The sequence below is a fragment of the Ruegeria profundi genome (genome assembly GCF_020171505.1).
GTDB lineage: Bacteria > Pseudomonadota > Alphaproteobacteria > Rhodobacterales > Rhodobacteraceae > Ruegeria > Ruegeria profundi.
On the sequence record NZ_JAIUZS010000007.1, the window covers coordinates 201,046 to 213,894 of the forward strand.

Genomic DNA, 12,849 nt, shown 5'->3' on the forward strand with positions numbered 1-12,849 from the left:
CGGGCCGCCGCTGGCGCAACTGGGAAAGGGATTTCTATGAATAAGGCAATCACCGACGGCATCGTGTTCATGCCGCCTGCTTTCGCGAATGGCCTGAATGTGTGGTCCAGTGGCGATGGAACGCCGGGTTCTCCGACCTATGACGGGTCGGGAACCGGCGTTTTTGTACCCGCTGATGCGGATTTTGGCGGGTGCCTCGAAATCTTGAAAGTCAACGCAACGCAGCGTTTGCGCTACATGGGCCAGACCCCGTTATTGCCGGGCTGCTACCTGCAGATCAAAGCACGCGTCAAAGCCATAAGCGGCCCGCTGCCCGACGTGCGCATCGCCGCGTGGGCCGGCGGTGCCGGAGATGTGCAGGTCACCGGTGTTGTTGAGCAGGGACCGGCAACGCAGCTATCCGGTTACGGCACCGTGCATGAAATCACCGCAATTGTCGGTACAGGCCAACGGCCCGGTGTCGACATGCCTTGGGGCGTTGAGGCGCTGTACGGCCATTTCGGTATCGACATTGACGGCGCGAACGGAGCCGTGGTGCGTGTCGATGATATTGAGATCACAGACGTCACCGGCGTGTTTCTGCGAAACCTGATCAGCCTGGTGGACGTCCGTGATTTTGGTGCTGTTGGGGATGGGGTAACAGATGACTCCGCCGCGTTCGAAGCTGCGGATCAGGCGGCCAACGGTCGTCGGGTGTTTGTTCCCGAAGGGACCTATTTTCTGGCGCAGAACACCTCAATGGCATCTGAGATTGATTTCGAGGGCACAGTTACGATGCCGGACGATAAGATGCTGCTTTTGACCAAAAGCTTTGACCTGCCAACCTACATCAATGCTTTTGGCAACGAAATGCTGGCGTTTAAAAAAGCGTTTCAGGCGTTGCTGAACAATTCGGACCATGAGTCATTGGATATGGGTGGGCGCAAGGTGTCGGTCACCGAACCGATTGATATGGCTGCTGCGGTTCCGAACCGGCAATCCGGTTTCTCAACCCGCCGTGTGATCCGCAATGGACAATTCGACGTCCAAAACAGCTCGGCCTGGGATACCGAGACTTTCACCTCGGTCGCAACATACAACCCCAACGACCCCACGCGTCTGGTGAACGTGGCCAATGTTGCCAACATCCCGGTCGGTTCGCTTGTGCAGGGCAGCGGCGTCGGGCGCGAGATTTATGTCCGCTCGAAGAATGAGGGCGCGGGTGAGATTACGCTGAACGCGCCTATCTATGATGCTGCCGGAACGCAGACCTTCACCTTTTTATCGTTCAAATATTTGCTGGATTTCAGTGGTTTCAGCACCCTGCGCAAATTCGGAATGGAACAGATCGAGTTCCAGTGCAACGGCCGCAGCAGCGCCATCCGTTTGGCTCCGTCGGGCAGCACCTTCGCGTTGGCGAACTGTTTTATCAGCCGCCCCAAAGACCGCGGGATCACCTCGATCGGGACGGGATGTCAGGGAATGTTGATCGACACTTGCCAGTTCCTGTCCACCGAGGAATCTTTCAATGTTTCGGATCGCAAGTCCATCGCACTGAATGCCACGGCCAATGATGTAAAGCTGCGCCACAATAGGGCCGTGCGGTTCCTGCATTTTGCCGTTCTCGGTGGTACGAACAACATGATCCTTGGCAATCACTTTTTTCAGGGTGACAGCATTCCGCAAGGCGTTCGCAGTCCCGGATTGATCATGATCGGCACGTATAACAGCTCGACCATCTCGGGGAATTACATCGACAACTGCTTTATCCAGTGGACTAACGAAAGGGATGCAGATCCTGTCTACCGAGCTGGGTTTTCGTTCAGTTCGGTGGCAATCACCGACAATATTTTCTATTCCAGTGAAGTTGCGCCCTGGTTCAGCTACATCACCATCCGCCCGCATGGCGCGGGGCATTTCTTGAATGGTGTTGTTGTCACAGGGAACAAATTTCGGTCCACAAGCGGAAGCATCAATCGGGTAGATCAGGTGGATACCTCTTTTGCCAGCCTGAACAGCTATGCGCATCGGAATGTCATGTTCGAAAACAATACATTTCACGGGGTGGACCAAAAAGTCGCGAATCCCTTGCGGGTGACGTATTCGCAAGGTTCCGCATCGCAGGCTTGGTCAATTCAGACTGTGGGAGAGTTGCCATTTGGTGGCTACGCACGCAGCTGCGATGCTGTCACCGCACTGGGGCCGCTGAAAAACGTATTTGGTCTGACGACCTATGCGACCCCGTATGTTGAGCTGGAGCAAGGTGCGTCGAGAGACGCCATCAACCTGCGGTGGCCCGAGGCTGTTAGTGGGGAAGTCTCAACCCTCATTCGTATGGAAAGCTAATGCCTTTTGTGGCCGCCCCCGCACGGGCGGCCACTTCGCTGACTTCAGAAAGTGTTCCAGAGTGCAAATTTAACACCCGTGTCGTTGCGTGCCTTATTGCGTTCAAAGCCCAGCACCCAGGTCCTTCCGTTGTCTCGCCCACGAATCAGGACCGAAGGCCGAACAGTCCAAAACAGTGAGCTTTCAGGCGTGTAGCTCGTTTCAATTTGCATCATGGGATTAAGCAGCCTGTCCCCGGACAGGCCAGTGGTAATGTCGAGCTTGCGGAACACTGCATCATGCGTGCGGTTCTCCCATGCCGCGTCAACCGCCAACCATCCGTTGCCCAACCCGGTCTGGAACCCTTTGCCGTAAGACAGGGTCAATTTGTACATCGCCCAGGACCCAAGCAGCCTGTAGTGCGCGCCAGCGCCGAACTCTGCTGCAAACCGCCCCCAGTCATCGAAATCAGCAACCGGAACACGCGCGAATACAAGCGCGTGGCCAAAGTAGTCCCGGTTTTGTTCCAAATCCAAACCGATTGTCACCTTTGGCCTAAGCCCATATTCGGCATACAGCGCGGTTTTGTAATTGTAGCTGCCATCAGGGTCTTTGAAAGCCGTAACCGAGGCCGCAGTGAATGCAGCATCCTTTTCACGTAGCCAAGCGCCGGACCAAGCCGGGGCTGCAGCCATTAGGAGTAAAAAAAGAAAAACGACTCGGCACATGCGCAGAGCATCGGCCAGTGTGGTTAACGGATGGTTAGTATTTTGTTTATTTCTTGGAAACCAACAAAAGTGGCAGTGTCATCCAGCGAAACGCAAGACCTTACCAATTACTGTGTTAGTCTTGGGATAGATAAGGGAGTATCCAGATGCCGAAAATTTCCGAGAATGCGAGCGTCCAGACGGTCATCACCACTTTTGAAATGACTCCGGGCACCTGCCAAGACCTGCTTGAGGCGCTGACCGATGCCTATTCCGAGTTCATTTCGAAACAGCCAGGGTTCGTTGCCGCTGGTCTGCACGTCAATGATGCACAGACGCGAATTGCCAACTATTCGCAATGGACCCGGCGCGAAGATTTTCTGGCTATGCTGCGCACTCCTGAAATGCGGGATCGCAACCGCAAGATCAACGAGCTGTGCAAAAGCTTTGAGCCGGTCATGTATGATGTGGCTGAAACATTCGGCAGTTTCTGACCTAGATCAATGACTTGGCGCGCCGCGCCATCCAGGTTGCAGAAACGAAAACGGAGGCGCGCGCCATGTACCACAATATTCTTGTCCCCATATCCTTTGATGCTGAACGGGACATTTCCGGACCGCTAAAACTGGCTGAACTGCTCTCGACGCCAGATGCAAGGGTCACGCTATTGCATGTGGTCGAACACATACCAAGCTATGCGATTTCGTATATGCCACCCGAATACTTGTCCGAGGCCCGCAAGGCCCTGAAGGTCGAGTTGGATGACCTGGCGGCCAAACTGCCCAATGCAACCGGTGAGGTGGTTGAGGGGCATTCCGGACGCACCATTCTGGACTGGGCGGAAACTCACAAACCGGACCTGATTATCATGGCGTCACATCGGCCGGGCATGCAGGACCTTCTGCTGGGGTCGACCACCAACCATGTGGTGCGTCATGCCGCCTGCGCGGTTCACGTGGTGCGCTGATCGCGCCACAGATCTGCTTGGGTAAGCCGCCACGCTTTGCCGAATCCACCATTTAGCAAGGCATCTGAGATGTCGAACCGAACAAAACCGAAATCGGCGAAATCGACATAGAGTTTCGCTTTCGGCCGCAAGGTCAGATATCGCGACCGCAAAGCAGTGTGGTCAGTGCTTTCGCGTGAAATGAAACGGGCTGTGGCGTGCAGCGTCAACCGAGGATGGGTCAGGGGATCACCGGTTTTGCCGGGGTCCCCGACCAGCAGCGCACAGGCCGGGTTGGTGCGCAGCGCCTGGGTATGATCCGCCAGAGTCGAGATCAGCGTCACCGGTCCGCCTGATTCATCCGTGGCCAGCGCGATGCGCGATACCGAAGGCAGCCCAAGGTCCGGTCGCAAGGTAGCAAGGGCGGCATGGCACGCGCCATCGATCAACTCGCGGGCTAACGTACGGGCAATATCGTCGACCGGGCGGAAGGGGTCGGTTCGGCTCATGTCTTCTGTCTCGCTGTTTCCAGAGCTCAAACGATAGCCGCATCCGTGGGTCTGTGCGAGGGCTGGTTTCCGGCCGGTCTTACGTCTCGGTTTCGCCACAAACTCGGTTTAACAGAATGCCATGTCCTACAAGACGCGCATAGAAAACATGGACACCCCCGCCCTGAAAGTTTCGCGACGCCAGCGACGGGCAGAGGCCTTGCGCAAGCGTGCCCTGTCGCCGATTAGAATCATGCTCATGGTTCTTATGCTGCCTGTGACCACTATCGGCATCGCGGTCGGTGTTTATCTGCGGACCTCGGAATTCGAACATGATGAGGCGTTGCTGCACCTGATTGCCTTAGCTGGATGTAACGCGGTCGAAAACATCGTGCCAGGACCCTTTGTGGCCGGTGGGCCAGGCTATCACAAGCGCAATGACCCGGATGGCGATGGCGTGGCCTGCGACACCCGCAGCGTGGTTTTCGAACCAAGCGCGCCGCCGCAGCACACCGAGGCACCCGCAGCACGCAGGGTCGGAACCGCCAAGTTCGTGCGGCCCTGATCCCGAACTTTGAGAGAATCCCCGAGGGTATGTTACACTGCACCTGACGCGCCGTTTTGGCCGTCATTGGGGGTTTCGCCCTGACAGGGAGGAAAGACATGTTTGCACGCATTACTCAGTTCAAAATGAAGCCCGGCATGCGCAATGCTGCCGAGGCTAAAATGAACGAATTGAAAGATCAGATCATGGGCATGGACGGTATGCACAGCTTTACCAATGTCATGAATGAAGACGGCACCGGTTTTGTTGTTGCTGTCGTGCAAAGCGAGGAGAAATCGAACGCAAACGCGCCAAAAGTGGCCGAGCTGTGGGGCCATTTTGCTGAGTTCCTCGAAGGCCCGCCATCGCCTGCCGGGTTTGACGTAGTTGTCCATTGGGACAAGGGATAAAGCCCGACACAGCTTGCCTTATTTCGATCAATCGCCAATCTTTGGGCGATGACACGCGATGAGTTCAACAGTTTTTGCGCCAGCCTCAAAGCCACGTCTCACGTGGTGCAATGGGGTAATGCGGATGTGTGGAAAGTGGGCAGCAAGGTGTTTGCTATCTGCGGTTGGAACGAGGGGCGCGATGCCTTCACGTTCAAAGCCACCGATCTGGCCTTCGAGGTGCTTCAGGATGAACCCGGCATCCGCCCCGCCCCCTATCTGGCCTCACGGGGGATGAAATGGCTACAGGTCTACGAAGAACGCGGGATGAGCGACGCGTCCCTGCGCGAACATATCCTGACGTCTTATGATCTGGTCGTGGCCAAGCTGACCAAGAAGATGAGGACAGAGCTGGGGGTTTAGGGTGGGTGATACTAGGTGCTGGGTGCTTCGCGTCGCGTAAATCTTCCGCCGGCACTACGTGTGTGCTGCGTTCTCGGATTATTGAGCCTTGGGCTTCATGCGTGCTGAGAAGGTTGTCCAGATTCGTCATGGAAACCGTACGGGAATGCGATCTATGATTTTTTATGGAAAGGGGGAATGCAGAGCTGCAGGTTTGAGGTGTGATTGGGCTACAGAAGCGGTAGAATCGTTGTATTGCAGAGTCTTGTAAATTTGCTATCAACCTAAGAATGATTGGATCATCTCTTCTTCTGCTTATTTCAGCAAGTCTCACATTTTGGTCTGTAGTGACTTTCGGCCCGAATTTGACACTGCCACTGCTGTTGGGTTCAATGGGAACCGTCGTAGCTTCAATTTTGCTACTGAGATTCAAACTCCGCAAACGAACAAACTGGGTTATAGTTGACGGATCGAATGTGCTGTATTGGGACAAAGACGAACCTAATTTGCACTCGGTCAGATTGGTCATTCAAAAATTGGTTCTAGATGGTTTTGAGCCAGTACTGTGGTTCGATGCAAACGTCGGTTACTTGGTCTCTGGCCGATACATGAATTCCGCCAGTCTATCAAAAGCTCTTCGATATCCGGCGCGTCGAATTACAGTTTCGCCAAAAGGAACACCTGCCGATCCGCTCTTGATCAGCGATGCGGAAAGGTTGAGGGCACTTATCGTCACAAATGATCGCTTTAGAGACTGGCAAGAGCATTTTCCCAGAGTTACAAAGCAGGACGCGTTTTTGCGGGGGAGAATAAAAAACAATCAAGTCTGCTTAAGATAGAGTGCTATCGCTTCCTCCGCTTCACATTCCCACCCCGCTGCCCCGGCCTCCCAGCCGTTGACCGTCCGCGTGATTTCACCGCGTCTTCCGAGGCTTTCTCGACCGCCCATTGACGCGCCATTGGGTCGTCGGCGACGGCGAGGTCGACTGCTTCGAGACGTTTGATTTCATCCCGGATATTGGCGGCCTCTTCGAACTCAAGGTTCTCGGCGGCTTTGCGCATTTGTTCGCGCAACCCGTCCAGATGGGCCTCAAGATTCGCTCCGTGCATCGGCTTGTCGATCGTGGCGGTGACGCGGTTCATGTCCACGTCGCCTTCGTAAAGACCGGCCAGAACATCCTCGACATTCTTTTTCACCGTTGCGGGCGTGATGCCGTGTTCCTCGTTATAGGCGATCTGCTTGGCGCGGCGGCGGTTGGTTTCGTTCAGCGCGCGCTCCATCGAACCGGTGATCTTATCGGCATACATGATGACCCGACCATCGGCGTTGCGCGCGGCACGGCCGATGGTCTGGATCAGCGAGGTTTCGGATCGCAAAAAGCCCTCTTTATCCGCGTCCAGAATGGCGACCAGCCCGCATTCGGGGATATCGAGCCCCTCGCGCAACAGGTTAATGCCGACCAGTACGTCAAATGCGCCCAATCGCAGGTCGCGCAGGATTTCTATGCGCTCAATCGTGTCGATGTCCGAGTGCATGTAGCGGACTTTGATGCCCTGTTCGTGCAGGTATTCGGTCAGGTCTTCGGCCATGCGTTTGGTCAGCGTCGTGACCAGCGTGCGATAGCCATTGGCGGCGACCCTGCGCACCTCGTCCAGCAGATCGTCCACCTGCATCGAGACGGGGCGGATTTCAACCTCGGGGTCCAGCAGGCCGGTGGGTCGGATCACCTGTTCAGTGAAAACACCGCCGGATTGGTCCAGCTCCCACGCGGCAGGGGTGGCCGAGACGAAGACGGATTGCGGGCGCATCGCATCCCATTCCTCGAACTTGAGGGGGCGGTTGTCCATGCAGGAGGGCAGACGGAACCCGTGTTCGGCCAGTGTGAATTTACGCCGATAGTCGCCCCGGTACATGCCGCCGATCTGCGGGACGCTGACGTGGGATTCATCTGCAAACACGATGGCGTTGTCGGGGATGAATTCGAACAGGGTCGGGGGCGGCTCACCCGGCGCGCGACCCGTCAGATAACGCGAGTAATTCTCGATCCCGTTACATACGCCGGTGGCCTCAAGCATTTCCAGATCGAAATTGGTGCGTTGTTCCAGACGTTGCGCTTCAAGCAGTTTGCCCTCGCCGACCAGTTGGTCGAGCCGGATGCGCAGTTCCTTTTTGATCCCGATGATCGCCTGTTGCATCGTTGGCTTTGGCGTTACGTAGTGGGAATTGGCGTAGACGCGGATCTGCTCCATCGTGTCGGTTTTCTCGCCGGTCAGCGGGTCGAATTCGGTGATCTGTTCCAATTCTTCGCCGAAGAAGGACAGCTTCCACGCGCGATCCTCAAGGTGGGCAGGCCAGATTTCCAGTGAATCGCCCCGCACCCGGAACGAACCGCGCTGGAACGCTTGATCGTTGCGGCGGTATTGCTGCGCGACCAGATCGGCCATCACCTGTCGCTGGTCATACTCCTTTCCGACCTTCAGATCCTGCGTCATCGCGCCGTAGGTTTCGACCGAGCCGATGCCGTAGATGCACGAGACCGAGGCCACGATGATCACGTCATCGCGTTCCAACAGCGCGCGGGTGGCCGAGTGGCGCATCCGGTCGATCTGTTCGTTGATCTGGGATTCTTTTTCTATGTACGTGTCGGACCGCGGCACGTAAGCCTCGGGCTGGTAATAGTCATAGTATGAAACAAAGTATTCGACCGAGTTTTCGGGAAAGAAGCCCTTGAATTCGCCGTATAACTGCGCCGCGAGTGTCTTGTTGGGCGCAAGAATGATAGCGGGGCGCTGTGTTTCCTCTATCACCTTGGCCATGGTGAATGTTTTGCCCGTCCCGGTCGCGCCCAGAAGCACCTGATCACGCTCACCGTCCAGAACACCGCCGGCCAGTTCCTTGATCGCTGTCGGCTGATCGCCTGCCGGGTTGAACTCGGTGTGCATCACGAATGACTTGCCGCCTTCCAGCTTCAGGCGGGCGCGAACGTCATCGGCGGTCAGCTGGGTCTTGTCGGAATGAGCGTATGCCATAGGGGATTCCTTTCGCGCCTGATTTTGGTCTGTTTTTGTTCTTGTTCAAGGGGGCATCTCCAATCATCGAAATTGCGACAATTGCGGACTTGTCCGCGCCGCGTGTCTGGCGCATATACAGCAATAGCCAAGTGAGTACGGAGAGGCGACATGCGCGCACGGATCTACAAGCCTGCCAGGAATGCGATGACCTCGGGGATGGCCAAAACCCGCAAGTGGGTTCTGGAATATGCCCCTGCTTCGGCGCGTGAGGTTGATCCGCTTATGGGGTGGACCTCGTCCAGTGACACGCAAACCCAAGTGCGCCTGAAGTTTGACACCAAGGAAGAGGCGCTGGACTACGCCAAGGATAACGGGATTGAGGTGCAGGTCAGCGAGCCGCACAAGCGCAAACCAAACCTGCGCGCCCGTGGGTATGGCGAAAACTTTGCTCCTGACCGGCGTGGTGCCTGGACGCACTGAATGATCGAGATAAGGCGCGTTGACCCGACCTCTGACGCGTTGCGCCCGGTGATCACGGCCCATTTTGCCCATAGCCAGACGGCGGGGCCTGCAGAAAGCAATCACACGATGGATGCGCTGGCGTTGGCCGGTCCTGATGTTAGGGTCTGGGCGATCTACCACGATGGTCAGCCAGTTGGATGCGGTGCGCTCAAGGCACTGCCGGACGGTACGGCCGAGATAAAGTCGGTACATATTCTGACGCAGATGCGCGGGCGCGGTCTGGCAAGGCAGATGATGAAACACCTGGCAGATCAAGCGCGATCTGAGGGTGTTTCAGCCTTGGTCCTGGAAACCGGCGCGGCCCATCTTCCGGAATACGATGCCGCACTGAAACTGTATGAAGGATTGGGCTACGCTTACTGCGGTCCGATCATCGGGTACGAGGAAGATCCGAACAGCGCTTTTATGCGGTTGGCTCTTTAGGATCGAAGATCAAGCGCCCCATATCGGCTTTGGACTTCAGACCGTGGGGTTCTGGTTGCACATACCCGGGGTCGTATTTTTGCTAACCTGCGCTCCAAAAAGACCTTATCACCGGTATCGATTGCTTAAGTCAAACGGTGACAAATCACCAAGGTTTCCCTGCTCTTCACCAAGTTGACAATCCATAACAATTGCCTGATATAGCGCGAATACGAGTGGGCCGTTAGCTCAGCTGGATTAGAGCAGGGAACTTCTAATTCTCAGGTCGGGGGTTCGAGTCCTCCACGGCTCGCCACTTCTCTGGTCATTTCATCCCGACAGGTTCAGGTTTGTTGGTTTGGGTGCCTTACAGGTTTTGCGTCATCGCTGCGGGCTTTCAGGTTCGCTTGCAGAACAAGTGTTGCAACAATCGCGAGCATAACACCGGGCCATGTCGCCATTGGCGGCAAGTTTTCCCCCAAAGCCAGTCCGATAAACAGAACAAGGGCCGGGTTTAGGAAGGTGTAAGACGCCACACGCGTTGGCCCGATCCGTGTGGTGCTCCACTGAAGTATGAAGAACGTTACAATCGTAGTGAACACCGACAGGTAAGCGATTCCGGTAAATACCTGCGTCGGGATCGAAGACCATTGCACCTCGGCCAGTCGAGGAAGGGACAGCAACAGCAACCAGACAGCGCCAGTCGCCAGAATCCAAAAGGTCATCCGGGCCATCGGCTCACCTCGGTGCAGTACTTTCACCAGTGTACTGTATGCCGCGAGCGCGAATGTACCTGCCAGGAACACCAAATCACCCTGGCCGACTTCAAGCGCGAGGAAAGCGTGCGGGTCCCCCCGAAAAATGACCCAGATCGCGCCGACGGCTCCGATGGGTAAGGCCACGCGCGCCGAAAGCGACATCTTCTCGCGCAAAAGGATCGCAGCCATGGTGGCCGTGATGATCGGGTGCAAGGCAAAAATCGCCGCTGTATTCAGCGGTGTGGTCGTGCGCAACGCGGCGAACATGCACCAGAAAAACGCAACCATCAAAAGGCTCAGCACTCCGTACCGCAGCAAATCGCGCAGCGTCGGCAGCACAAGCCCGTAGCGCCAGACAACAAGTGGCGCAAACAACAGGGTCGCAAGGGTAAACCGGATCAGCGTTAGCACAACGCTGTCGAGACCGGCGGTGATGGCCGACGCGACCGGAAAAGACGTGGCGACCAGAAATGTCGCCACCAGCATCAATCCGTGAACCGGCAGGTCAAGGCCGGTTCTGGATTTTGAGACGGGGTTACTCAATTGCGTCGGCATTTCAACCTCCTACTCCGCTGCTATCGGGTTGAACCGGCTTGGGAATGGGCCCGAAAATGAAATTTGTTCCAGTGGCATCCGGTCGCTGGGGGCCTCACGAGTTTGCAGGTCTTCGGGAAGGCGGCTGGCATCGGTTTGACGCCCGATTGCGATCCCGATTTCCACCTTGAATCGGTCCGGCAGTTCCAGCACCTCGGACGCGCGATCAAAGGCAAGACCCGCCATCGCATGAGCTGCATATCCAAGTGCCGTAGTCTGAAGCGCGATCTGCGCCCAGGCAGCGCCTGAATCGAAGCTGTTATAATGCGAGACCGCATCAGGCCGGGTTTCGTCGCCGGGCATCACGGTATCCGACACCAGAAAGACCAGCGCCGAAGCCTCTGCCGCCCATTGCTGATTGAACGGATCAAGCAGCGAGATGAAGGTCGACCAGTGCGCGTCTTGCCGATGGGCATAGAGAAACCGCCACGGCTGCACGTTATAGGCGGACGGCGCCCAACGGCCTGCTTCGAGAATGGTCAAAAGGTCCTGTTCGGGCATTGCAGAGGCGTCGTAGGACCGCGGCGACCAGCGCGACAGGAAAATAGGTTCAACGGGGTGATGAGGGGTTCTTGCGGCTTGCATTCAAAACTCTCCTTAATGCTTCGGGTGTTGATTGTTCGGCGTGTGGTATGCGGTTGAAATGCCCCGCCACCGTCATGATCAAAAATACGCTCGTTGCGCCGAGTGGAGAATGCAGTGTTTGGTGAAAGCATCATTCACTGTTAGTGAATGACGATGGATCGTATGACCGCACTGACCGTCTTTCGAAACGTGGTTGAGCTTGGCAGCTTTGCAGCGGCTTCCCGGCAGTTGGGCTTGTCGCCCGCTGCGATCAGTAAAAATGTAAGCGAGTTGGAGGCGCATCTTTCCGTCCGCCTCATCAACCGCACCACACGGCGTATGAGTCTGACTGAGGCCGGAACCCTTTACTTTGAGCGCGTGGTGCAGGCACTCGACGACCTCGCGGAAGCAGACGGCATGCTTCAGGCCGCGCAGAACACGCCCACGGGATTGTTGCGCGTCAGTGCCCCGATGACAGTCACGCTTGTCTGCCTATCGGACGCAATTCCGAAATTTCTGCTCCGCTATCCTGAGATTTCGTTGGATTTGAGGCTTGATGACCGTCGGGTGAACCTTGTTGAAGAAGGCTTCGACATTGCTCTGCGCGGCAGCGACAACCTGGAAGATTCGGGCCTTATCGCACGCAAGTTGGCCACAATGGATCATGTGCTTTGCGCGGCTCCATCGTATTTGGAAACGCATGGTCGGCCCCAGCAGCCCGAGGACCTGGCACAGCACAATTGCATTCAATTCAGCTTGTCAGATCATGCTACGAAATGGACCTTTCGCAATGGTAAACGAACGGCGAGCGTGCCCATAAGCGGGCGCTACAAGGTTTCCTCCAGCCTTGCCGTCCGCGACGCTTTGTGTGCGGGGTTCGGCATCAGCGTCATTCCCCGAATGTATATCGCACAGGATATTGCCGCAGGACGGCTTTGCCCGGTTTTGCAAGACTGGACACCGAATGAAACGTCGCTCTATGCGGTATACCCCTCAAGGCGCTTTATAGTCTCGAAGGTTCGGGTATTTCTCGACTTTCTGGTCGATGAGATGAGTGCGTGATCCAAGGCGCAATCTGGTCGATTGGCTTGCCACCACGTGATGCGGAATAACCGCATCTTTTGCATGCGTTGGGTATGGCGCAGGGCTAATCACGCTTTAGCGGAACGGGTCCGCAATTGACCTCAGTTCATTCCGGTTTTGTTGCTGTGTCCGCG

Annotated in this window: 15 protein-coding genes and 1 tRNA gene; 11 read left to right on the forward strand and 5 right to left on the reverse strand. The window is 56.3% G+C overall.

The features are described 5' to 3' along the window. Positions 1–36: 36 nt before the first annotated feature. A complete protein-coding gene (locus LCM21_RS16545) occupies positions 37–2,325 on the forward strand; it encodes a glycosyl hydrolase family 28-related protein (protein ID WP_224891586.1) in 2,289 nt (762 codons plus the stop codon). A 44-nt stretch (positions 2,326–2,369) separates the two neighbouring features. Here LCM21_RS16545 and LCM21_RS16550 read toward each other — a convergent pair whose 3' ends face one another. After that, on the reverse strand, positions 2,370–2,999 hold the full coding sequence (locus LCM21_RS16550) for a hypothetical protein (RefSeq protein ID WP_224891587.1): 630 nt from the start codon (positions 2,997–2,999) through the stop codon (positions 2,370–2,372). Between the two features lie 179 nt (positions 3,000–3,178). Here LCM21_RS16550 and LCM21_RS16555 point away from each other — a divergent pair, with 179 nt between their 5' ends. Both LCM21_RS16555 and LCM21_RS16560 read left to right on the forward strand, forming a co-directional pair. After that, on the forward strand, positions 3,179–3,505 hold the full coding sequence (locus LCM21_RS16555; RefSeq protein ID WP_068338276.1) for an antibiotic biosynthesis monooxygenase family protein: 327 nt from the start codon (positions 3,179–3,181) through the stop codon (positions 3,503–3,505). Between the two features lie 65 nt (positions 3,506–3,570). Continuing rightward, the gene (locus LCM21_RS16560; protein ID WP_068338372.1) at positions 3,571–3,978 is read left to right on the forward strand and encodes a universal stress protein; all 408 of its coding nucleotides are present in this window, start codon (positions 3,571–3,573) and stop codon (positions 3,976–3,978) included. Here the strand turns inward: LCM21_RS16560 and LCM21_RS16565 are convergent. Further along, entirely contained in the window at positions 3,963–4,466 is a 504-nt protein-coding gene (locus tag LCM21_RS16565; protein WP_224891588.1) for a HugZ family pyridoxamine 5'-phosphate oxidase, read from the reverse strand. The two genes, LCM21_RS16560 and LCM21_RS16565, sit on opposite strands and share 16 nt — an antisense overlap. Positions 4,467–4,587: 121 nt before the next feature. Between LCM21_RS16565 and LCM21_RS16570 the strand changes: the two genes are divergently transcribed. The 4 genes from LCM21_RS16570 to LCM21_RS20890 all read left to right on the forward strand — a co-directional run bounded on the left by LCM21_RS16570 (position 4,588) and on the right by LCM21_RS20890 (position 6,619). Beyond that, on the forward strand, positions 4,588–5,010 hold the full coding sequence (locus tag LCM21_RS16570; RefSeq protein WP_224891589.1) for an excalibur calcium-binding domain-containing protein: 423 nt from the start codon (positions 4,588–4,590) through the stop codon (positions 5,008–5,010). Positions 5,011–5,108: 98 nt separating this feature from the next. Then, a complete protein-coding gene (locus LCM21_RS16575; protein WP_068338279.1) occupies positions 5,109–5,399 on the forward strand; it encodes a hypothetical protein in 291 nt (96 codons plus the stop codon). 48 nt (positions 5,400–5,447) lie between these two features. Continuing rightward, positions 5,448–5,801: an MmcQ/YjbR family DNA-binding protein gene (locus LCM21_RS16580; RefSeq protein WP_224891590.1), complete on the forward strand. Its 354-nt coding sequence runs from the start codon at positions 5,448–5,450 to the stop codon at positions 5,799–5,801. Between the two features lie 371 nt (positions 5,802–6,172). Continuing rightward, positions 6,173–6,619 carry an NYN domain-containing protein gene (locus LCM21_RS20890; protein ID WP_224891632.1) on the forward strand — a complete coding sequence of 149 codons (447 nt, stop codon included), beginning with the start codon at positions 6,173–6,175 and terminating at the stop codon, positions 6,617–6,619. Positions 6,620–6,623: 4 nt separating this feature from the next. Here the strand turns inward: LCM21_RS20890 and uvrB are convergent, their stop codons facing one another. Then, the gene (gene uvrB / locus LCM21_RS16590) at positions 6,624–8,810 is read right to left on the reverse strand and encodes an excinuclease ABC subunit UvrB (RefSeq protein WP_224891591.1); all 2,187 of its coding nucleotides are present in this window, start codon (positions 8,808–8,810) and stop codon (positions 6,624–6,626) included. 150 nt (positions 8,811–8,960) lie between these two features. On the opposite strand from uvrB, the gene LCM21_RS16595 reads away from it, so the two are divergent. The 3 genes from LCM21_RS16595 to LCM21_RS16605 all read left to right on the forward strand — a co-directional run bounded on the left by LCM21_RS16595 (position 8,961) and on the right by LCM21_RS16605 (position 10,032). Then, complete coding sequence (locus LCM21_RS16595; RefSeq protein ID WP_068338286.1) at positions 8,961–9,272, forward strand: ETC complex I subunit; 312 nt, start codon at positions 8,961–8,963, stop codon at positions 9,270–9,272. Beyond that, on the forward strand, positions 9,273–9,737 hold the full coding sequence (locus LCM21_RS16600; RefSeq protein ID WP_224891592.1) for a GNAT family N-acetyltransferase: 465 nt from the start codon (positions 9,273–9,275) through the stop codon (positions 9,735–9,737). A 217-nt stretch (positions 9,738–9,954) separates the two neighbouring features. Continuing rightward, positions 9,955–10,032: transfer RNA gene (locus LCM21_RS16605), tRNA-Arg, on the forward strand. Between the two features lie 28 nt (positions 10,033–10,060). Here LCM21_RS16605 and LCM21_RS16610 read toward each other — a convergent pair. After that, positions 10,061–11,029, reverse strand: coding sequence for a DMT family transporter (locus LCM21_RS16610; RefSeq protein ID WP_224891593.1), 969 nt, complete (start codon positions 11,027–11,029; stop codon positions 10,061–10,063). Between the two features lie 9 nt (positions 11,030–11,038). Then, complete coding sequence (locus LCM21_RS16615) at positions 11,039–11,653, reverse strand: nitroreductase family protein (RefSeq protein WP_224891594.1); 615 nt, start codon at positions 11,651–11,653, stop codon at positions 11,039–11,041. A 162-nt stretch (positions 11,654–11,815) separates the two neighbouring features. Here LCM21_RS16615 and LCM21_RS16620 point away from each other — a divergent pair, with 162 nt between their 5' ends. Beyond that, entirely contained in the window at positions 11,816–12,694 is an 879-nt protein-coding gene (locus tag LCM21_RS16620; RefSeq protein WP_224891595.1) for a LysR family transcriptional regulator, read from the forward strand. The last annotated feature ends 155 nt before the right edge of the window (positions 12,695–12,849 follow it).